This window comes from Piscibacillus salipiscarius, from assembly GCF_042685285.1.
Classification (GTDB): domain Bacteria; phylum Bacillota; class Bacilli; order Bacillales; family Alkalibacillaceae; genus Piscibacillus; species Piscibacillus salipiscarius.
On record NZ_JBHUMZ010000022.1, the window covers coordinates 48991 to 69113 of the forward strand.

Here is a 20123-nt window from a genome sequence, read left to right on the forward strand (position 1 = left end):
TCGAACCCACTAGAACTGCTTGAAACAAGCAGTGGCGCACCATTTGCCTTCCCTTAATTTATATCCAAATCATACAATATTTTTTTCGATTTGGAAATAGTTTTTTGCATTAATTTTTAGAGTAAATATTTTCTAACGCTTCCTTAAGTGTTGGGTACTTAAATTGATAATCAGTAGCCTCTAATTTTTCCGGATATACGTACTGACCCTTCAAAACTAATATACTCATTTCTCCTAAAATCGTTCTTAATGCAATAGAAGGGGCAGGGAGCCAGTGAGGCTTACCTAATACTTCGCTAAGTGTTTTGCCGAAATCTTGATTCCTCTGTGGCGTCGGAGCAGTTAAATTGACCGGTCCACTGAGCTCGTCATGATTGATGATGTGATCAATCGCTTGAATGACATCATCAATATGAATCCAGGACATCCACTGTTGTCCATCGCCAAGCGGACCGCCAATCATTAATTTATACGGCATCACCATTTGAGGAAGCGCTCCTTCATTTTGATCTAAGATAATTCCAAATCGAGTAAATACAGTTCTGACACCAATGTCTTCAGCTTCTCTAGCTTCTTGTTCCCAAACCGAGCACACCTCAGCTAGAAAGTCATGTCCCGATACCATCGTCTCTTCAGTGAAAGTTGTTTCTTTTGATGTACCATAATAACCAATAGCCGATGCATTAATAAAGACATTCGGTTTTTCAGTAAGTGCATTCATAATACGAATAAACTCTCTAGTTGTAATCATGCGGCTTTCAAGAATTTGTTGCTTTCGTTGATCCGTCCAGCGTCCGCTATTAAGAGAAGTTCCGGCAAGGTTGATGCACACATCAATATTTTCAAGCTCTGTTTCTGGTTGGCTATGAGGGTCGAGCCATTCAATATATGATACGCGTTCTTTATACGGATGCTTTTGAGGATTTCTTGTCAGGATAAAAATTTCATGGCCTTGTTTTTGAAAATAATCCGTTAATCGGCTTCCTATAAAACCAGTTCCACCAGCAATTAAAAATCTCAAGTAGCAGTCCCCCTTATATCTATACTATACTATTATTAGAATATCTTCACTTATATAGGAGTCATGACGATGAAAATTAGTAAAATTTCTACCCAGAAGAAAAATAAACAACGTTATAACGTTTTTGTGGATTATAATGGACGTGAAGAATTTGCGTTCGGTGTACACGAAGATCTGCTTATTCGTTTTAACCTTAGAAAAGGGTTAGAGTTAACAGATAAACAAGTGCGAGAAATTAAACAACAAGATGCGATTTATCAATACTATACCCTTTCGATTAACTATTTAAGCTATCGAATGCGTGCAAAATCAGAAATTGCGGAGTATTTAAAAGGGAAAGAAGCAACACCCGAAGCGATTGAAACCGTCATACATAAGCTTGAAGAAGAAAAATTAGTCGATGACCTGCAGTTCAGCAAGGCATACGTGCGTACGAAAATGAATACCTCGACAAAAGGGCCGAATAAAATTAAACAAGAATTAATTCTAAAGAAAATTCCGGAAGCTTATGTTGAAGAGGCCATGTCAGAATACTCAAGTGAGATCGAAGTTGAGAAGGTTATAAAGATGCTAAAGAAAAAGTTCGCCTCATCCTCTCGAAAAAAATCATTTCAACAACAGCTGATGCAGGCTAAACAATCTTTAATTCAAAAAGGATTTACACAAGGGGCTATCGAAATAGCATCACAGGAAGTCGATTTGTCACCAGATGAAGATGATGAAATGGATGCGGTACGTTATCAAGGTGAAAAAATCTGGACGAAGCATGCGCGTAAGCATGAAGGATTTCAGCTGAAACAGAAAGTGATGGCTTCGTTATATCAGAAAGGTTTTAAGGTGGACTTGATCAATCAATATTTAGATGAGAAAGAAGAGGACTAAGGTGGGCTTTCATGAAGAAGATATTGCTATTGGTTTGTTTAAGTATACTCGCTGCCTGTTCTAACAGTTCAAACTATAATCAAGATGATGTTGCGGCGATCGTTAGGGGCGAGGAAATTACAGTAGGAGACATTCGATTTTTTAAGCAGGTAAACGATAAAGAATTACCTGAAGCTGTAATGGCACATGTGAGAAACAAACTCATCGTATTGGAAGCGAAGGAAATGGGCATCACCGTTAGCGGGGAAGAACTTAACAAAGCCCAGGAAGCATTCCCATATCCTAAAGAATCAGTTAAGTCGGAACAAGCTAATGAGATTAGAGACTTTGCAGAGTCTCAAGCAGATCAGTTTAATATGGAACCAAGAGAGTATTATCAAGAGTTTGTCAGAAGAAGCGCAAAGAATAGTCAGTACCAGCAGAAATTTTGGAAGCAAAAACTAGGTAAACCAGAGAGTGAAAAAGAACAGATTATGACGAACGAAAAGGGTCAAAAAATTATGGACGAATTGCTTGAGAAGTATGAGGATGAGATTGAAATAATCATTAAGTAGTTTGATTTGGGACATGATGCATAGAGATTAGGACTCGAAATTTGTCGAAAACAGGCGTTGTACTCAACTTATGAGACATTTTTTGGGGGATATGAGACATTTCCGACCCGTTTGTGAGACAAACGAGATGAAATATGGGACATAACAAAAAAAGCTATCGGTTTGTTAAGCCGATAGCTTTTTAACTATTATTTTTCTAACACAATTTCATTTCTACCATCATCTTGCTCTACGATTTGTTCAGCTATTTGATCTGGTGACGGTAGGAAAGATGGATCGGATACATAGTCACTTCCATCCCAGAACGGTGTGTTCATGCCGCCCATGTAAACACCTGTAACTGAAATTCCGCGATCCTCATACTCTTTTTGCAAGCTTTCCGTGAAACCACGCTGCGCAAATTTACTAGCGCAGTAACCAGCTTCATGGACTTTGCCGCGAAGTCCAGCTGTCGAAACAATGTTTAAAATGCGTCCTTTACTAGTTAAAATATGAGGCATCAAATGCTTCGTCGTGTAAATTAGTCCTGCTGCATTTACGTTTAACATCGTGTCAATTTGGTCTTTTTCTAAATCTTCAAATGCTCCAAAGTAACCAATGCCTGCGTTATTAATAAGCACATCGATTTGATCGACTTTTTGAGCTAATTCCTCTAACTCGTCCCATTTCGTAATATCGCAAGTATAACTTTCAGCAGTGCCGCCTGCTTGTTCAATTAAGTCCTTCGTTTCATCTAGCTTCTCTTTGCGGCGACCAACCAATAAAATATGATAGCCTTGTTTGGCATATTGTTTAGCGAGTGATTGCCCGAGACCAGTTCCTGCCCCAGTGATCAGTGCGTTTTTCATAAATTTTACCTCCATTAAGTTCAGTCTAGTTGATGCAATAGCGTTTTCTATTGTAAATGACTTTGATATACTTATGAAAGTCATAAGTATAGAAAGGGGTCACAGTATGCAACGCCGTTATAGTGACTTGACCGTAGAAGAATTGCGCAAAGAAGTTTCTGAGCTAACCGAAAAAGCTCGTAAAGCAGAGCAAATGGGAATGGTTAACGAATATGCCGTCCATCAGCGCAAAATCGTCATGGCTAAATCTTACATGATGAATCCTAAAGAATTTAAAAAAGGACAAGTTTATGAAATAGAAGGGGCACCCGGTGAACACTTTGACATCAACTATATGAATGGTGTCTTTGCTTGGGGTACCCGCAAATCACAACAAGGCCAAGTCTTAAATGAAGAAGAGGCTTTACCAATCGCTCTTCTAACTAATCAAGTTAATTAAGAGCCTTTCTTAGGTTAAAGGCTCTAATTTTTTTTGTAATTTGTCTTCAGAATAGACCCAACCTGTATAAGACGTGATGATATTGTAAAATTTATCCATCGTAACAACAGCTACGAATGGATACCTGTCTTTAGCCCGGTATCGTAAGTCAATAAAACGTATCTCTGTATAATCATCAAAACGGTCGATCTCATACCGATAGACTGGAGAAAAGTTAATAAATGATTTTACATTAGCGTCTTGTAAGGCGGCGTTCATCTCTGTTGTATCGGGCAGTGGCATGCGATCGAAAGCATCTTTAATTTCAACGTGACCATCTTCCGACCTTGCAACGAAAAACTGATCCTTAGTCACAACAGCAACTCGCCATATGTTATGTCTTATGGTAGGCTGAGTAATCACTTTTTCAACGTCGTCAAAATAATTTTCCATTAACTTGACGATTTCTCGTTTATCCATATAACGTTTTATATAGTATAGAAATACGATGAAAAATACGATACCAAACGTATAACGAGGGTCAGCTCCAAGTAACCATGCAAAGATTCCAGCTATATATAAAACAAATATGAGTGGGTCAAACGTATTAATAAATCCAACTGCGATCCACTTATCGACAAATGGTTTTAAGGCTTGCGTTCCATATGCATTAAAAATATCTACAAATACATGTAGAAATACTGAGAATAGAACCCATAACCATAAATGTAGATAATTCACATCAGGACTAAACAGAAAAATAACACCCGAGACTAAAAAGCTCCACAACAATACAGCAATTGGAGAATGTGAAGCTCCCCTATGGTGTCTGATGTAAGTCGCATTATCTTTTAATTTAAACAATGTATCGAAATCTGGAGCATGAGAACCAACAATGGCCCCAATTAATACAGCTTGAAATAATGCAGGGTCTTGTTGTACAGCAGGATCAACGGTGGCTAGCCCACCCACTGCCACGCCCATCGTAATATGGGTTGCAGTATCCAAAATATGCTCCTCCTTTTAGTTCAATTGAAGTAGGTGATTTAACGTTGAAAGATACTACTACTTTTTCTATACCCGTTTTATTTAATGTTCATTCGTTCCAAACGGATTTAATATCATGGTATTTATCAATCAAACGTGATTTGCCATGGCGCTTAAATCAAGATCCGTACCGTGTTTGGGTATCTGAAATTATGCTACAACAAACGCAAGTTGATACGGTCATTCCGTATTTTAATCAATTTATGAATCGATTTCCGACTACTTACGACTTAGCCAATGCTGAAGAACAAGACGTTCTTAAGTCGTGGGAAGGTTTAGGTTATTATTCCCGAGCCCGAAATCTTCATGCAGCCGTCAAAGAAGTTGTGGCAAGCTATGACGGCGAAGTACCACATGAAAAAGACAAGCTTAAAAAACTTAAAGGTATTGGGCCATACACGTTAGGGGCTATATTAAGCATTGCGTTTAACCAACCAGAACCCGCAGTTGATGGAAATGTGATGCGCGTCATGTCTAGAGTTTTTCATATAGAAGAAGATATTGCAAAACCTAGAACTAAAAAGATTTTCGAAGATGTGGTGAGAGAAGTTATTTCTCATGACGACCCATCATCTTTTAACCAAGGCTTAATGGAGTTAGGCGCATTAATTTGTACACCGCAGAAGCCGAAGTGCGACCAGTGCCCAGTTCAAGAACACTGCCTTGCTTATGAATACGGTAATCAAACAGATTTACCTATTAAGTCAAAAAAGAAAAAGCAGAAACAAACTGACTTCTATGGTTTAATTATTCAAAATAAACATGGAGAGTTACTTATTCAAAAGCGTCCAAGTGAAGGTTTGCTTGCGAATCTGTGGGAATTTCCGCTAATGCCTAAATCAGAGCTACCTATTGAAGAATGGTTTAAACAGCATTATGGCGCTGACTTATCTGTTAATGCTAAGCGTGGTCAAGTACGCCATGTATTTTCACATGTGATTTGGAATATTGAACTAGTTTTTGCTCAAGTTGAAGGTGAGGAAATTGATTACGGGCAGTTTGTAACAGCAGATCAGTTAAAAGAATATCCATTTCCAAACGTTCAATATAAAATGATGGATGAAATTTTATAAATGAAATTAGGATAAAACCCTCCGTTTTGGTTACTCTAAAGTTTGCGGAGGTGATATTGATGGCTAAAAAGCAAAACCAACAAAAGCCAAATGCGCAAGCATCAGGTACAAACGTAGAAAAAGTGAAGCAGCAAAACCAAGCTGCTGAACAAGGTCAGTATGGTGCGGAATTTGCTTCTGAGACTGATGCTCAAGAAGTACAGCGTCGTAACCAACAATCTCAGCAAAAGAAAAATCAACAAAACAAATAACCCTAAGCGTTAAAATCTGAAGCACTCCTATGGTAGGGGTGCTTCTTTAATTGAATTAAAGCCTGCTTATTCTTAGAACTTTATATTATGGTTATGTTACAATTACATTTACTAAAGAAACTGTTAGGAGTATAAAGATGTTCCCAAAAATCGGAGAAAGGATTGAAATTCAGAGCTATAAGCATGACGGCAACATTCATCGTATTTGGGAAGAAAGCATGGTGCTCAAAAGCCAGTCTAATTTATTAATTGGGGCAAACGACCGAGTTTTAGTCAAAGAAAGTGACGGGCGGTTTTGGCGAACCAGAGAACCAGCGATTACATATTTTACAGGCAACTATTGGTTCAATGTCATATGTATGATTCGTACAGATGGGATCTATTATTATTGTAATATTAGTTCGCCGTTTGTCATTGATGAGGGAGCTTTAAAATATATCGACTATGATTTAGATATTAAAGTATTTCCAGATATGAGTTATGTCATATTAGATGAAGATGAGTTTGAACAGCATCGTAAACAAATGAATTATCCAGATGTTTTATCGAAAATTTTGTACAAGCAGTTACATACATTGGAACGTTGGGTGCAGCAACGTAAAGGCCCATTTTCACCAGAATTTGTAGATAAATGGTATGAGCACTACTTAACGTTTCCAAACTAATATAAAGGTTCAGCTCGCCACGAAGGCGAGTTTCTTTCGTATGAATGAGAGGTGACGCTGTTGGACAGCATCAAACGATACTTACAATTTGTTAAACCGTATAAATGGAAAATTGTATTAACGATTATTATAGGAATCTTAAAGTTCGGAATTCCACTTATGCTTCCGCTCATTTATCGGTATGTCATCGATAACATCCTAGGCGTTGATATACCTTATGATGAAAAAGTATCTAAACTAATGTGGGTGATGGGTATTGCGCTATTCGTATTCCTAATTTTAAGACCACCAATTGAATATTACAGACAATACTTAGCTCAAGAGGTCAGTAGTAAAATTTTATACGACATTCGTGATACTCTGTTCGATCACATACAAAAACTGAGCTTAAAATACTATTCAAAGACGAAATCTGGCGAAATTATTTCCCGGGTGATACATGATGTCGAACAAACGAAGACGTTTGTCGTAACAGGGCTTATGAATATATGGCTTGATATGTTTACTATTATCATTGCAGTTGGCATTATGTGGTATATGGATCCCATGTTAACGTTAGTTTCGATTGCATTATTTCCGATCTACGGATTTTCTGTTAAATATTTTTACTCAAGATTACGTCAGCTAACGAGAAATCGATCTCAAGCTTTAGCAGAAGTTCAAGGCCATTTACATGAACGCGTTCAAGGCGTTCCAGTCACAAGAGGATTTGCCTTAGAAGATCATGAACAGAAACAGTTTGATAAACGAAACTATCATTACTTGGACCGTGCACTTAAGTTTACGAACTGGAATGCGAAGTCATATGCCGTTACACACACCATTACGGACATTGCCCCGCTTTTAGTCGTGGCCCTAGGTGGTTATTTTGTCATTATAGGTAACGTATCATTAGGTACACTCGTTGCCTTTATCGGTTATATGGACCGTGTTTATCAGCCGTTACGTCGTTTAATTAACTCCATGACACAGTTAACGCAGTCTCACGCATCGATGGACCGGGTATTTGAATTTATGGACGAAGAATACGATATCATCGACAGTCCGGGTGCAAAAACGCTAAACACGGTGCATGGCGATGTGAGCTTTGAGAACGTGTCATTTAAGTATGACGATGAAGAAGAAGAAGTCCTTAAGAACATTAACTTAAATATTAAGAAAGGCGAGACAGTTGCCCTCGTTGGTATGAGTGGCGGTGGGAAGTCGACCTTAGTCAGTCTTATTCCTCGCTTTTATGATGTATCAAAAGGTAAAGTAAAATTAGATGGTGTGGATATTCGTAATTACAAAGCTAGATCGCTCAGAAACAATATTGGGATGGTACTCCAGGACAATATTTTATTTAGCGAGTCGATTGCGATGAATATTCGAATTGGTAACCCTCAAGCGACAGATGAAGAAGTCGTCGAAGCGGCAAAAGCAGCAAATGCTCACGATTTTATAATGGACCTGCCAAATGGTTATGAGACCGAAGTAGGCGAAAGAGGCGTTAAACTGTCTGGCGGTCAAAAACAACGTGTTGCTATTGCACGGGTATTCCTTAAGAATCCGCCCATACTCATTTTTGACGAAGCCACATCCGCACTTGACCTAGAAAGTGAACACTTAATTCAAGAAGCATTAGAAAAATTAGCACACAACCGAACAACTTTCATTGTGGCCCATAGATTATCGACCATCACCCACGCCGATCGCATCGTCTTAATGAATAATGGAATGGTGATGGAACAAGGCACGCATGATGAACTCATGAAGAAACAAGGTTATTACTACGACCTTTTCCAAGTACAAGAACTATCTTCTGAAAAAGAAAATGAGAATACTATACAGTAGAACCGCTGGAGAGCCCAGCGGTTTTTCTTTATTCAAGTGTGACTTTTCTAAAGGTTTTTTAGGTAAAGGAGAGAAGTAGTAAGTTAATCAATAGTTTATAAATAAAAAGGTTATTTGGAGTATGGAGTTAATTTAAGGGCTTCATTGGTAAAATAACATTTGTCCAAAACTTGATCATATTTTGGAGGTTGTAGGAATGAAGGTTAAACGAATAGTTGCCAATGTGAAAACACAAGACATTAACAAAGCAAGCTACTTCTACAAGGACGTCCTTGGACTTGACCAATTAATGAATATGGATTTTATTGCAACCTTTGGATCGCATGAAAAGATGGACACTCAGATAAATTTCCTTTCAGAAGGTGGCTCTGGGACACAAGTACCTGATTTGTCAATTGAAGTTGATAATCTAGACGATGCACTTGCTAGAGTAAAAGAGGCAGAAATCCCAATTGAATATGGACCAGTTAATGAACCATGGGGTGTGAGGCGCTTTTACGTTAGAGATCCATTCGGGAAACTTGTCAATATTTTAATCCATCTATAAAGACTAACTTTGCATATGAATCAACGGTTTGAAGAAGTCGATTACAAAATTAAATTTAACAGATAATTTTGAAAATAAATTGACACATATTTCTATAGTGGTATTCTAATAAGTAGGAGAAATACGGAAGGTGGAATTGGATTTGCCAATAACTTGTAATGGTTAAAAAGTAACTAAATAGTACATTCTTATTTTTCATTTTCACTTTTATTTTTTATGTAGGGATAAGTATGTCTATTTTTAACCATTACAGGGAACGCAGGATCATCAGTTGTTAATTCCGAGCGAGATTCCTATAAGGTATTTCGCTTTTTTTATGGGAAATTTTCTCCTCAACCGTTTCAGGCGTTTCTCTGAATTATAGGAGGCACGGTAAATGTGCTTGTATAATTTTGAGATTATTCCACAAGAAACACCTAATGTCATTCGGAACTGTGGTAAATGTAAAAGGAATACAGAGTTCTATTGTAGTGAGAAATTCAGGGTTAATTCAAATCAAAAACTGGTTGATGTTTGGGTTATTTATAACTGTACGCATTGTGAAGGAACTTGGAATTTCCCTATTTTATCGAGAGTACATGTAAACAATATTAATTCTGATTTATATCACAAATTTATAAGTAATGATAAAGAGACGATCTGGCGCTATGCTTTTCAATCCAAACTTTTGAGAAAACAATGTCATGAAGTGAATACAAATATACGTTACGAGTTAAGAGAGGAAAAGATTGATTTAAAATCTAACAATCTTACTATTAGGTTTTATTGTAAATATGAACTTGATCTTAGAATTGATAAAGTATTATCAGAAATACTTGGAATTTCAAGATCAAACCTCAAAAAACTGGAACTTGATGAGATGATCATTCTAAATCCAAAGATCAATATCAAGAAAAAAATCACTCATAATTTACAAATAACAGTTGTAGGAAAAGGCCAGAAAATTAAACTTTAACTATTAATTTAAAAAGTCTAGAAAGAGGGAAAATCAAATGAACCCTTTATTGTTAGATGTTCCTCTAGAATTAGAAACAGAAAGGCTGATTCTACGAGCACCATTACAAGCTGGTGATGGAGAAGTTGTGTACCAAGCAATTGAAGATTCTATTTATGAATTAAAATCGTGGTTGTCACTTTTCCAAGAACCTCCTACTGTTGAAGAAGTAGAGATTATGCTAAGGAATGCTCATATTAATTTTTTAAAAAGAGAAAGCTTTCGTTTTCTTATATTTGACAAAGGTAGCAATGAATTTATTGGAACTACGAGCCTCCATGAAATTGACTGGGACATTCCAAAATGTGAAGTTGGATACTGGATTAGCACAAAATATAGTGGTAATGGATATATGACGGAAGCTGTAAGGGAACTGGTTAACTTTGGATTAAATCATTTTAAATTTAGAAGGATTGGAATAAGGTGTGAATCAACAAACCTTAAAAGTCGTGCGATTGCAGAGAAACTAGGGTTTGTATTAGAAGGTACTTTAAGAAATGATAATTTTTCCGCTGATGGTAACAAACTGACCGACACATGTGTCTATTCAATAATAAAGTAACATAGTGAGTAACTACAATTATAACTAAAAGGGCGATTGTTCAATCTTGACAATCGCTCTTGAGTTAATTAGAAAACCATTAAGTAACAGGAGGGGAAAGAATGTTTGTAAAAGTTTATACTTATCATATCCAAAGAGGGGAGGGTGTTTTTAATTAAAAATACATCAAAGTTTATAGGGATAATCAGTGGTTTTGCCAGCATAATTTTATGGATAGTGCTAAATTTTTATAATCCTTACACAAATTCTTATGGGGTTGAACCTGTTTTATCAACATTTTTTATGCTATTACTTCCAGCTTGTGTCGCAATCGTAGCTTCTTTTACATCAAAACCATCATTGTTGTTAATTGCTTTTGTATGGTCATTACCATTTAGTCTATATTTGGCTCTTACACCTGGAATTTTCGTTTTATTTGGTGTCTCTTGTATGTCCTATTTAATTAGTTTCTTTTTAATAAAACTTACGAAAAATTATAAGTTAATAGGGCAGTAATTCTTCTTCAACAACGGGGCGTTAGTCGAAGAAGATAAATTTAAAAAGAACTTAGAAAAAATTCTAAGTCCCTTTTCTCATTCCTTATTTTGATAACTCACCAGCAATTTCTTAAGGTGAATAAGCTCGTTATGATATTCTAATAGGTTTGATGCGAGAGGAAGAAAGGTCATGCGGTCGCTTTCCTCATCGTCATAGGTTTCCATCAATTGATCGACTAAATCTTGAATGTTCGGTTCGGTGATTCTCTCAAGTGGGTCCGTTTCTTTTTTACGGATTCGGCCAAGGTACATGAGCACTAGCTTTTCGTGAGTATGCAGTGTTTTATCCACTTCTTCAATGATTTGCTTATTAATATTTCCCTTGAAATGTTCAATTTCATAATCCATTCGGTGTAAGTTTTGCAGAACATTAAAAGCCTTTTTAGTCGTTGCGATTAATTGTCTAAACAACACTAGTTTACGAGCCCTTTCAAATCCCCGCCTTCTAGTATAAGTACGCTCTTCTGAGAACAGCATATATGTTTGATCTAACCTTGTAATATCCTCTTGTAGCCTTTGAATTTCACGTTTTAAAGCTGGCTGATCTGATAAGTGCCTGGTTGTGACACGAATCCACTGCAGAATGTCATTCGTTGTGCTGTTGATTTGTTCAAACAACCTCGTCTCATACTTAGGTGGTAGGAACGTCATGTTGACGATAAATGCTGATACAATTCCGATAAAAATAGCAGAGAAGCGGACGCCTGCCTGCTCTAAAAATGGTAAAGTCGTCGATTCCATAATCGCAATGACAGCAATAATCGCGATAAATGTTGTGTCCTCTTTCATTTTAAACAACATACAAATACCAATAACAAGAATAATCGCAAACCCAATCACAAATGGTTCATTTCCAACTGTTAAAACTAATATGACAGCTAACGTTGCACCGATTATGTTAGCTTGAATCTGTTCAATAATCGTCTGGACTGATCTATAAATAGATGGCTGTATCGATGAGACTGCCGCAATGGCTGCCGCAAACACCCCAGCCTTCAGTCCAAAAGCACCTGCAACGTAAAGTGCAATGGCGGTTGCGAGCCCTGTTTTAAATGCTCTTGCTCCAAGTTTCATAAAAAACCTTCTTTCGATTATTCATCTTCTTCTATAATAATACCTTTATGTATAAATAGAAAAACATATTATAGATGTTTTGTGAATAAAAAATAAGCCCGCGCAATCGGCACAGGCTTAGTCTGGAAAAACCAGAAAGGAAGGGAGTTTCATAACATGAATTCCTTGATAAGGGGTAATCCATTAAATCTGAATTAATTACATTCTACACAAATATTTTGAAAATTACAACTACTTTTTAAAATTTTTTCAATAGGTTTCGGTTCAATATGATGTATCATGTGCTGAGACTTTGTATGCTACTATTAAGAGGATATACATATTAAGGAAGGTTAACTATGACTAGAAGTATTCATTACATATTAAAAAAATTAGCTGGTGCAGGCTTTTTCTTCGTTGTCTTATCAAGTTTTTTATTATTGTCTTCGGAAATTGACGATGGGTTTGAGTTCGTAGAAGAAATAAGCGTCGTTTTCTGGTGGATCATCCTCTTTAGTTTAGCTACTTCGATGATTGATTTTATTGTGCAAAAATTCCTAATGAACTATCAGTCTATAAAACTCGCACTTTATGTGGTCTCAGGCGTCTTGTATTTTCTTCTAAACCCAATGGAAATCTGGACGTTTTACTTTATTCTTGGGCTAATCGGAGCAATGGCAGGTTTAACGGTATATATGGGTATGTATCTAGCAAAGAAATCAACTATACTCAAAATTTTCCTCTCAATTGTGGTACCGCTCGTTTGTTTCATTTTCCTTAACTTAAATTTCACTGACAAACAAGGCTGGGTAGAAGAGAGAACCGAAACCTCGTATGAAGCATCCTTTGACTATTTTAATGGTAGACATGAAGTGCCAATTAAAGCGGAAAAAGGGGAGTCCATTACGTCTTCATTCGAATTTAATAACATAAATGAGGGAGGCTGGAGTTTCCACATTCTAAATGAACTTGGACAAAAAGTTGGCAGAGCTGAAATTAATGACGACCAAACGAGGTTTGAAGCCAAAAGAAGTGGGGTCTATCGATTTGTCATCATAGGTGATGATGTGGAAGGTCGTTTTAGAATAGAATGGGCGATTGAATAAAAAATCACCGCGATCGCTCGCGGTGATTTTGCTTAACTCATTTGTTTAAATGCATGATCAACGGCTTCTAATGTTTCTTCGATGTCTTGATCCGTGTGCGCGGTCGTTAGGAACCACGCTTCGAATTTAGAAGGTGCGAGGTTAATGCCTTGATCTAACATCAGTTTAAAGAACTTCGCAAATTGTTCGCCGTCCGTATTTTCAGCTTGTTCATAATTCGTTATTTTTTCATTTGTAAAATAAACCGTCAAGGCGCCCTTTAACCGGTTAATCGTAATCTGAACGCCGTGTTTATCAGCACGTTCTAAAATGCCTTCTTCTAATTTAGCCCCTAAACGATCCATTTCATTATACACGCCTTCTTCTTGTAAGACTTCTAAACAGGCAATTCCTGCAGCCATTGATGCAGGGTTTCCAGCCATTGTACCAGCTTGATAGGCAGGTCCAAGTGGAGCAACCTGTTCCATAATATCAACGCGGCCTCCGTATGCCCCAATCGGTAGACCACCGCCAATGATTTTACCCATCGCTGTCATATCAGCCGTTACACCAGTTAATTCTTGTGCGCTGCCATAATGGAAACGGAACGCTGTGATGACTTCATCGAAAATAAGTAAACTTTCATTTTGATGCGTCAGCTCTTTTACCTTTTCTAAAAACCCAGGTTTTGGCTCAACGATTCCAAAGTTCCCAACGATTGGTTCGACTAAAACGGCTGCGATATCCTGACCATACTTCTCTAGTGCATCTTCTAGCGCCTCAGCATCATTAAACGGAATCGTAATAACCTCTTGCGCAATGCTTTTTGGCACGCCAGCTGAGTCGGGTGTGCCAAGTGTTGATGGTCCTGAACCAGCCGCAACCAGTACTAAGTCTGAATGTCCGTGATAGCACCCAGCAAACTTAACAACTTTCGTGCGGTTTGTATAAGCACGAGCGACACGAATCGTGGTCATGACAGCTTCTGTACCAGAATTAACAAATCGTACCTTTTCTAATGAAGGAATCGCATCTTTTAACATCTTGGCAAATTTGTTTTCTAGTTTAGTAGGTGTACCATACAATACCCCGTTCTCTGCCGCTCCCTTGATCACTTCAGTAATATGCGGGTGAGCATGGCCGGTAATAATCGGTCCATAAGCCCCCAAGTAATCTATATATTGATTGCCGTCTACATCCCAAAAATGTGAACCATTTGCTTTCTCCATAAAAACTGGTGTCCCGCCGCCAACACCTTTATAGGCTCTTGAAGGAGAATTGACGCCTCCAACAATATGTTCTTGTGCTTCGTTGTATAACTGTTCAGATGTAGGTCTATTCATGAGTAAATCCTCCAATTTAATATAATCCAAGCTATATTTTATCATACCAAGTCCCTCATTTTTTTACATGAGATGGACAACTTTTACATAAAAATTAATGAGGCGTAATCAAAGGATGGTGCGGATGGGGTATTTAGAAATCGTGTTTGTTGTGATTATTGTGATTGTAAGTATATTGATTTTTCTTAGGAGTAATCGAAATATACGGCACTCCTTTTCAAGTGAATTATTTATCGCATTTTTAATTATTTATTTTATATTAATGATTGGCTTTGCCTTAATCTATTTTTTAATGTCACAAATAGGATTTACCGTCCTATCAGACATATCCTTGCAAGCCGGAAGCACGCTTGATCGGTTCTTAAGATCACTTTACTTTAGCGGAGTCACCCTAATGACCGTTGGCTATGGTGATATTTATCCTATTGGGGTTGCTAGATTCGTATCATTAATTGAAGCTGCCGTCGGTTATCTCTTGCCAGCTGCATTTTTATATAAATTGATAAAATAATTTGTCATCGGCGCCATTCTTCGATAATCTAAAATAAAGGATTATTAAAGGAGGAATCGTCATGACAGTAGAATTAGGTAAACAAGCACCAGATTTCACATTGCAAGCAAGTAACGGAGAAAACGTTAGTTTATCAGATTTTAAAGGGAAGAATGTAGTTCTTTATTTTTACCCTAAAGATATGACACCAGGTTGTACGACAGAAGCCTGTGATTTTAGAGATAACCATAAGAGTTTTGAGGAATTAGACGCCGTCATTCTTGGGGTGAGTCCGGATCCAGTTGATCGTCATGAGAAATTTATTGATAAGCACGATTTGCCTTTCTTACTCCTAGCAGATGAGGATCATAAAGTAGCTGAAGACTTTGATGTTTGGAAGCTTAAGAAAAATTTCGGTAAGGAATATTACGGTATTGAGCGTTCCACTTTTATCATTGATAAAGAAGGACAGCTTGTTAAAGAATGGCGTAAGGTGCGCGTGAAAGATCACGTTGAAGATGCACTAAATTATATAAAAGAAAATTTAAGCTAAGAAGTAAGCTGGCCATAGCACGTAACTATGGTCAGTTTTTAAACCATTTGGTGTCAATAAAAATGTGTTTCGCTTTCGGTGGACGCTTTCCGTGGGCACGGCTTCAGCTTCTTTGAAAAGAAATCAATTTCTTTTCAAAGTGATCTTCAGCTCGTGCTGTTCCCGCGACGAACCGGACGTTCTAGTGTCGGCGTTGGCCATAGGACGTGGCCGTTTTTAGCCGACCTGGAGTCCCCACCTTCGCTCATCACAATTTTTCAGCACAAGCATCCTTTCATCACGATATAACTCTAAATATACTTAACCATTAATAAAAGAGGTGTCCTGTTAATGAATATACTAGTCACAGCACGAATGAAAACGAGCTTTAGAGAAGAGTTAGTGGACAAGTTTCCTGAAGCTAATTTTATTTTTAAATACCCAATTGAAGAGGCAGAACCATACATACCAGAAGCTGACGTTATTGTAACGTTCGGTGAAGATTTGACTAATGAACATATGGAGAAAGCTGATCGTCTTAAGTGGATTATGGTCGTTTCAGCAGGTCTTGATGAAATGCCATTTGAGAAAATTATTGAGAAAGATATCCTTGTCACGAACGCTCGAGGTATTCATAAAATACAAATGTCCGAATACGCGATTGCGATGCTACTTCAAGTCTATCGAAACCTGCCGCAGTTTATAGAAAATCAGCGCAAACATGTTTATGACAAACGAGTTAAAATCGAAGAAATTAGCGGTAAAACAATGATGGTCGTAGGCACTGGCGCTATCGGGCAAGAAACAGCCCGCAAGGCTAAAGCTTTTGACATGAAAACGATTGGAGTTTCTAGAAGTGGTGCTAAAAAAGACTACTTCGATGAATGTTACAAAAATGAAGAACTTTTAGACAAATTGCCTGAAGCCGATTTTGTGATTAATGTGCTTCCAGCAACGCCAGATACGGAAAAAATGTTTAAGTCAGAACATTTTAAAGCGATGAAAGAGGATGCTGTTTTCTTAAACATGGGACGAGGTACGACAGTTGATGAAAAAGAAATGATTGAAGCTCTAAACAACAATGAAATTCGTCATGCTGTTTTAGATGTATTTGAAGTAGAACCTTTACCAGAAGATAGCCCGCTTTGGGATATGGAGAATGTGACACTCACGCCTCACAATTCTGCGATTACAGCAGGATACATGCCACGTGCTTTAGATATTTTTGAGAATAACCTAAAACAGTTCTTAAATGGGGAAAAACCTGAAATTAACGTGATCGATCCGAAGAGGGGGTACTAAAGATGAGAATTTACACTCGTTCTGGAGATAAGGGAAGTACATCTCTCATTTATGGAAAGCGCGTAAAGAAAAACGATATTCGTGTTGAAGCATACGGAACTTGTGATGAAGCCAATTCAGTTGTAGGAGTTGCGAGGAGCCATCTATTAAACGCAGAGTGGGATGGTAAAGACCAAGTCATTGATGCTTTGCATAAAGTGCAAACAGTCTTGTTCCATGTTGGGGCAGAGCTTGCAACTCCTAGCGGTAAAGAAGTCATGTGGAAACTTAAGCAAGAGCATATCGACTTCTTAGAAAAACAAATTGATGAGTGGGATCAAAATCTAGAAGAATTAAAGAACTTTATTCTACCATCTGGCCATCCCGCAGCAGCTTCTCTACACGTAGCCCGCACAATTGTGCGCAGAGCAGAGAGAATGGCGGTGGCGATTGAAGATGTGGACAATGAACTGGTCTTGCAATATTTAAATAGACTTTCGGACTTTCTATTTGTAGCAGCTCGTTATGTAAACCAAGGTTTAGGCGGAGAGGAATTACCATTAAATACCGATGTATAACTTGGTCTTTTTAGCCATATAAATTGACAAAAGACTCTATTTCGAATTAAACTATTTATAAGAATTCTTATTTAATAATTATATAGTTGAAAGAGAGGTGCATGACGGTGTCAGAACAAAGATTACAGGAAGCCTTATCTCATCTTAAAAGCTCGGGTGTAAGGATTACTCCCCAACGTCATGCAGTGCTTGAGTATCTTATGCAAGCGATGACTCATCCAACCGCAGATGATATTTATAAAGCACTTGAAGGTAAATTCCCAAACATGAGTGTTGCAACAGTATATAATAACTTACGTGTATTTCAACAGATTGGCTTAGTCAGAGAGCTCACTTATGGCGACTCATCTAGCCGTTTCGATTGCAATACGACAGAACACTATCATGTTATTTGCGAGTCTTGTGGTAAAATTGTTGATTTCCACTACCCTTCATTAGATGAAGTGGAGCAACTAGCAGAGCAAGTAACAGGCTTCGAAGTCAGTCATCACCGCATGGAAGTTTACGGAAAATGCGAAGACTGCCAACAAACGAATCACTAAATTCTAAACCACTCCTTTCATGGTGTGGTTTTTATTTATTAAAAAAGGGCCACCTCGTTAATTGAGATAGCCCTACAGAGTTTAACTATTACTCTTTTTCTCTTGCTCTTTCCAATATTTCTTCGAGTTGTATTTCTCATCAAACTCTTCGCCTTCTAAATTAGGGTCTAGAGTTAGAGGCTGTTTACAAAACATACACGCATCCACGCGCCCTAATACTTTCGTTGCTTTTCCGCATTCTGGGCAAGCCACTTGAACTGCCCTTGTGGAGAGCATTCCAATCCAGAAGTAAATAACCGTACTTAGAATGATTGCAATTAATCCTAAGAACATAAATAAGACCATTACCCATTCATAGCTCTTAAATAAAAGACCGATATACATAATAATCATACCAGCAAAAACTAATGCTAGTGCGACTGTACGTATCTTATTTATTTTATTACTATATTTCAATTTCATATGAAGGGCACCTCCCTTGTCATTCCAATAAGTAAAAGTTTTCTCTATATATTGCCTTTTAATATCTGATAGAAGTATAGCATAATTTTATTTTAGTGTATGTGAAGAAAAAAGGAAAATCATGAATTTTTGTCGAATTTAATTATTTGAGGAATGGTCGAGGGAGGATTAAGGATGGAGAATCTATTGCGTCCAATTTATCAAGAGAGAGCAAGCCAGCCTAACACACTTGGAGTTTTATTATATGAGAAATTGCATGATCAAAGCCCAGTTACAGATAACTTTGATGTGATTCTGCTAATTGTCGTGCGTGAAGCGGAAGAAGATTGGTATGTCAAACACTATGAATTTGAACAAAAAACAGCTGCCATGCACATTGTGGATGAACAGTTATTAAATGAATGGATTGACAAGAGCGGTTACCGTAAAGCCATTGACTGGTTAATTAATGGGAAAGTAATTTTTGACCGAAATGAATATATGGCGAACTTAAAAGAAACACTACATCAATTTCCCGAAAAGAATAGGAAGCTTAAAAAGGCTGTTGAATTCGCGAAGTTGATAAGAGCTTATCGCGAGTGTAAAGATTTATATAATAGTAAACACTATATGGATGCTAACAGTTTAATGGTTAGATCTTTGCATTACCTAGCACGGGTTACAGTATTAGAAAAAGGCTTTCACCCAGAGATAACCGTCTGGAATCAAGTTAAAAAAATTGATCCGGAAGTTTATAAACTATATGAAGAATTAATGGAAAGTGAAGAATCATTAGAGAAGAAAATTTCTCTGATGTTACTGGCAAGCGATTTTGCGATTCATTCAAGAGCAGAGCATGGCGCTGAGCATTTACTTAATTTAATGAAAGAAAAAGAGGAGCCATGGTCGTTCGGAGAACTCAAAGTGCACCCTGAATTACAAGCTTATACATTAGATCTATCTATACTGTTAGAGTATTTAGTTGAACGAAAAATTATAAAGACCGTTTTAGTTGAAACGAAAGGACAGAGTATCTTCCATAGGCAATATGTTTTAAAATAACGGAAGTTAAGCCACTCAGTGCGACAAGAGTGGCTAGCTTCTAACCTTTCTTTAGATAATATGTATGGATGGCATAGTTTTTGTTAAAAATAAGGAACGCTGACTGGGGTTCATTCATAATATTGATAGTGGTTTAAAAAATCTATTGACTTGAGAAATGAATCCGTGCTATATTATTTCTTGTCGCGCCAAAAAGACACTTTAAATTGGTGCCAACAAAATGAATTAAATCTTTTTGAAAAAGCACTTGTCAATCTGATTAATTCATGATAAATTATTAAACGTCGCGTTAAGAACAGAGCGTGATAAACAAGAAAACAAAATCTCAAAATCAACTAAAAAGTAGTTGACTTTTTCCTGAGAACTTGTTATTCTATATAAGTCGCTTTTTTGAGGCGACCGACATTTGAACCTTGAAAACTAAACAAAATAGCCTGTAGTCAATTCACGTTTTTTACTCGGATTGGCGAGTCAAAAACGATTTA

The 20123-nt window shown here is 37.3% G+C and carries 24 protein-coding genes; 18 read left to right on the plus strand and 6 right to left on the minus strand.

Annotation, left to right across the window (positions count from 1 at the left end):
- Positions 1 to 109 precede the first annotated feature (109 nt).
- Positions 110 to 1021 (minus strand): TIGR01777 family oxidoreductase, encoded by a 912-nt coding sequence (locus ACFSW4_RS10250; RefSeq protein WP_377329087.1) that lies wholly within the window; start codon positions 1019 to 1021, stop codon positions 110 to 112.
- A gap of 69 nt (positions 1022 to 1090) precedes the next feature.
- Between ACFSW4_RS10250 and recX the strand changes: the two genes are divergently transcribed.
- Together recX and ACFSW4_RS10260 are read left to right on the plus strand one after the other, a co-directional pair.
- A complete protein-coding gene (recX, locus tag ACFSW4_RS10255) occupies positions 1091 to 1903 on the plus strand; it encodes a recombination regulator RecX (RefSeq protein ID WP_377329089.1) in 813 nt (270 codons plus the stop codon).
- An 11-nt stretch (positions 1904 to 1914) separates the two neighbouring features.
- Entirely contained in the window at positions 1915 to 2457 is a 543-nt protein-coding gene (locus ACFSW4_RS10260) for a hypothetical protein (RefSeq protein WP_054754376.1), read from the plus strand.
- 188 nt (positions 2458 to 2645) lie between these two features.
- Here the strand turns inward: ACFSW4_RS10260 and ACFSW4_RS10265 are convergent, their stop codons facing one another.
- Positions 2646 to 3305, minus strand: coding sequence for an SDR family NAD(P)-dependent oxidoreductase (locus ACFSW4_RS10265; protein WP_377329091.1), 660 nt, complete (start codon positions 3303 to 3305; stop codon positions 2646 to 2648).
- 106 nt (positions 3306 to 3411) lie between these two features.
- Between ACFSW4_RS10265 and ACFSW4_RS10270 the strand changes: the two genes are divergently transcribed.
- Positions 3412 to 3744 (plus strand): YfhH family protein, encoded by a 333-nt coding sequence (locus ACFSW4_RS10270; protein ID WP_054754374.1) that lies wholly within the window; start codon positions 3412 to 3414, stop codon positions 3742 to 3744.
- A gap of 9 nt (positions 3745 to 3753) precedes the next feature.
- Here the strand turns inward: ACFSW4_RS10270 and ACFSW4_RS10275 are convergent, their stop codons facing one another.
- Positions 3754 to 4731 (minus strand): metal-dependent hydrolase, encoded by a 978-nt coding sequence (locus tag ACFSW4_RS10275; protein ID WP_377329093.1) that lies wholly within the window; start codon positions 4729 to 4731, stop codon positions 3754 to 3756.
- 44 nt (positions 4732 to 4775) lie between these two features.
- On the opposite strand from ACFSW4_RS10275, the gene mutY reads away from it, so the two are divergent.
- The 8 genes from mutY to ACFSW4_RS10315 all read left to right on the plus strand — a co-directional run bounded on the left by mutY (position 4776) and on the right by ACFSW4_RS10315 (position 11190).
- Positions 4776 to 5843 carry an A/G-specific adenine glycosylase gene (mutY, locus tag ACFSW4_RS10280; RefSeq protein ID WP_377329095.1) on the plus strand — a complete coding sequence of 356 codons (1068 nt, stop codon included), beginning with the start codon at positions 4776 to 4778 and terminating at the stop codon, positions 5841 to 5843.
- Between the two features lie 59 nt (positions 5844 to 5902).
- A complete protein-coding gene (locus ACFSW4_RS10285) occupies positions 5903 to 6094 on the plus strand; it encodes a gamma-type small acid-soluble spore protein (RefSeq protein ID WP_054754372.1) in 192 nt (63 codons plus the stop codon).
- Positions 6095 to 6231: 137 nt separating this feature from the next.
- The gene (ntdP, locus tag ACFSW4_RS10290; RefSeq protein WP_054754371.1) at positions 6232 to 6759 is read left to right on the plus strand and encodes a nucleoside tri-diphosphate phosphatase; all 528 of its coding nucleotides are present in this window, start codon (positions 6232 to 6234) and stop codon (positions 6757 to 6759) included.
- Between the two features lie 60 nt (positions 6760 to 6819).
- Positions 6820 to 8592, plus strand: coding sequence for an ABC transporter ATP-binding protein (locus tag ACFSW4_RS10295; protein WP_377329097.1), 1773 nt, complete (start codon positions 6820 to 6822; stop codon positions 8590 to 8592).
- Between the two features lie 196 nt (positions 8593 to 8788).
- Positions 8789 to 9139: a VOC family protein gene (locus ACFSW4_RS10300; protein WP_054754369.1), complete on the plus strand. Its 351-nt coding sequence runs from the start codon at positions 8789 to 8791 to the stop codon at positions 9137 to 9139.
- Between the two features lie 376 nt (positions 9140 to 9515).
- Entirely contained in the window at positions 9516 to 10094 is a 579-nt protein-coding gene (locus ACFSW4_RS10305) for a DUF1062 domain-containing protein (protein WP_377329099.1), read from the plus strand.
- A gap of 37 nt (positions 10095 to 10131) precedes the next feature.
- A complete protein-coding gene (locus ACFSW4_RS10310; protein ID WP_377329101.1) occupies positions 10132 to 10695 on the plus strand; it encodes a GNAT family N-acetyltransferase in 564 nt (187 codons plus the stop codon).
- A gap of 144 nt (positions 10696 to 10839) precedes the next feature.
- A complete protein-coding gene (locus ACFSW4_RS10315; protein WP_377329103.1) occupies positions 10840 to 11190 on the plus strand; it encodes a hypothetical protein in 351 nt (116 codons plus the stop codon).
- A 77-nt stretch (positions 11191 to 11267) separates the two neighbouring features.
- Here ACFSW4_RS10315 and ACFSW4_RS10320 read toward each other — a convergent pair whose 3' ends face one another.
- Entirely contained in the window at positions 11268 to 12305 is a 1038-nt protein-coding gene (locus ACFSW4_RS10320; RefSeq protein ID WP_377329105.1) for an FUSC family protein, read from the minus strand.
- Positions 12306 to 12643: 338 nt separating this feature from the next.
- On the opposite strand from ACFSW4_RS10320, the gene ACFSW4_RS10325 reads away from it, so the two are divergent.
- Positions 12644 to 13390 carry a hypothetical protein gene (locus ACFSW4_RS10325; RefSeq protein ID WP_054754363.1) on the plus strand — a complete coding sequence of 249 codons (747 nt, stop codon included), beginning with the start codon at positions 12644 to 12646 and terminating at the stop codon, positions 13388 to 13390.
- Positions 13391 to 13422: 32 nt separating this feature from the next.
- On the opposite strand, the gene ACFSW4_RS10330 is transcribed toward ACFSW4_RS10325, so the two are convergent.
- Positions 13423 to 14712, minus strand: a complete 1290-nt coding sequence (locus tag ACFSW4_RS10330; protein ID WP_377329107.1) for a glutamate-1-semialdehyde 2,1-aminomutase — start codon at positions 14710 to 14712, stop codon at positions 13423 to 13425.
- Positions 14713 to 14836: 124 nt separating this feature from the next.
- On the opposite strand from ACFSW4_RS10330, the gene ACFSW4_RS10335 reads away from it, so the two are divergent.
- From ACFSW4_RS10335 to perR, 5 genes are all read left to right on the plus strand, one after another.
- The gene (locus ACFSW4_RS10335) at positions 14837 to 15223 is read left to right on the plus strand and encodes an ion channel (RefSeq protein ID WP_054754361.1); all 387 of its coding nucleotides are present in this window, start codon (positions 14837 to 14839) and stop codon (positions 15221 to 15223) included.
- 61 nt (positions 15224 to 15284) lie between these two features.
- Positions 15285 to 15755: a thioredoxin-dependent thiol peroxidase gene (gene bcp / locus ACFSW4_RS10340; RefSeq protein WP_377329109.1), complete on the plus strand. Its 471-nt coding sequence runs from the start codon at positions 15285 to 15287 to the stop codon at positions 15753 to 15755.
- A 330-nt stretch (positions 15756 to 16085) separates the two neighbouring features.
- Positions 16086 to 17036, plus strand: coding sequence for a D-2-hydroxyacid dehydrogenase (locus ACFSW4_RS10345; RefSeq protein WP_377329111.1), 951 nt, complete (start codon positions 16086 to 16088; stop codon positions 17034 to 17036).
- A gap of 2 nt (positions 17037 to 17038) precedes the next feature.
- The gene (locus tag ACFSW4_RS10350; protein ID WP_377329113.1) at positions 17039 to 17593 is read left to right on the plus strand and encodes a cob(I)yrinic acid a,c-diamide adenosyltransferase; all 555 of its coding nucleotides are present in this window, start codon (positions 17039 to 17041) and stop codon (positions 17591 to 17593) included.
- Between the two features lie 107 nt (positions 17594 to 17700).
- Entirely contained in the window at positions 17701 to 18135 is a 435-nt protein-coding gene (gene perR, locus ACFSW4_RS10355) for a peroxide-responsive transcriptional repressor PerR (protein ID WP_279401790.1), read from the plus strand.
- Positions 18136 to 18216: 81 nt separating this feature from the next.
- Here perR and ACFSW4_RS10360 read toward each other — a convergent pair whose 3' ends face one another.
- On the minus strand, positions 18217 to 18597 hold the full coding sequence (locus ACFSW4_RS10360) for a YgzB family protein (RefSeq protein WP_054754357.1): 381 nt from the start codon (positions 18595 to 18597) through the stop codon (positions 18217 to 18219).
- A gap of 174 nt (positions 18598 to 18771) precedes the next feature.
- Between ACFSW4_RS10360 and ACFSW4_RS10365 the strand changes: the two genes are divergently transcribed.
- Positions 18772 to 19638, plus strand: a complete 867-nt coding sequence (locus ACFSW4_RS10365) for a nucleotidyltransferase-like protein (protein ID WP_377329115.1) — start codon at positions 18772 to 18774, stop codon at positions 19636 to 19638.
- The last annotated feature ends 485 nt before the right edge of the window (positions 19639 to 20123 follow it).

Coding starts and splice junctions, on each gene's coding strand:
- ACFSW4_RS10265 (WP_377329091.1), bottom strand. CDS start 3,305: ATGAAAAACGCACTGATCACTGGGGCAGGAACTGGTCTCGGGCAATCA.
- ACFSW4_RS10310 (WP_377329101.1), top strand. CDS start 10,132: ATGAACCCTTTATTGTTAGATGTTCCTCTAGAATTAGAAACAGAAAGG.
- ACFSW4_RS10365 (WP_377329115.1), top strand. CDS start 18,772: ATGGAGAATCTATTGCGTCCAATTTATCAAGAGAGAGCAAGCCAGCCT.
- recX (WP_377329089.1), top strand. CDS start 1,091: ATGAAAATTAGTAAAATTTCTACCCAGAAGAAAAATAAACAACGTTAT.
- ACFSW4_RS10330 (WP_377329107.1), bottom strand. CDS start 14,712: ATGAATAGACCTACATCTGAACAGTTATACAACGAAGCACAAGAACAT.
- ACFSW4_RS10300 (WP_054754369.1), top strand. CDS start 8,789: ATGAAGGTTAAACGAATAGTTGCCAATGTGAAAACACAAGACATTAAC.
- ACFSW4_RS10260 (WP_054754376.1), top strand. CDS start 1,915: ATGAAGAAGATATTGCTATTGGTTTGTTTAAGTATACTCGCTGCCTGT.
- ACFSW4_RS10325 (WP_054754363.1), top strand. CDS start 12,644: ATGACTAGAAGTATTCATTACATATTAAAAAAATTAGCTGGTGCAGGC.
- ACFSW4_RS10350 (WP_377329113.1), top strand. CDS start 17,039: ATGAGAATTTACACTCGTTCTGGAGATAAGGGAAGTACATCTCTCATT.
- ACFSW4_RS10320 (WP_377329105.1), bottom strand. CDS start 12,305: ATGAAACTTGGAGCAAGAGCATTTAAAACAGGGCTCGCAACCGCCATT.
- ntdP (WP_054754371.1), top strand. CDS start 6,232: ATGTTCCCAAAAATCGGAGAAAGGATTGAAATTCAGAGCTATAAGCAT.
- ACFSW4_RS10285 (WP_054754372.1), top strand. CDS start 5,903: ATGGCTAAAAAGCAAAACCAACAAAAGCCAAATGCGCAAGCATCAGGT.
- ACFSW4_RS10360 (WP_054754357.1), bottom strand. CDS start 18,597: ATGAAATTGAAATATAGTAATAAAATAAATAAGATACGTACAGTCGCA.
- ACFSW4_RS10270 (WP_054754374.1), top strand. CDS start 3,412: ATGCAACGCCGTTATAGTGACTTGACCGTAGAAGAATTGCGCAAAGAA.
- ACFSW4_RS10345 (WP_377329111.1), top strand. CDS start 16,086: ATGAATATACTAGTCACAGCACGAATGAAAACGAGCTTTAGAGAAGAG.
- ACFSW4_RS10335 (WP_054754361.1), top strand. CDS start 14,837: ATGGGGTATTTAGAAATCGTGTTTGTTGTGATTATTGTGATTGTAAGT.
- bcp (WP_377329109.1), top strand. CDS start 15,285: ATGACAGTAGAATTAGGTAAACAAGCACCAGATTTCACATTGCAAGCA.
- ACFSW4_RS10305 (WP_377329099.1), top strand. CDS start 9,516: ATGTGCTTGTATAATTTTGAGATTATTCCACAAGAAACACCTAATGTC.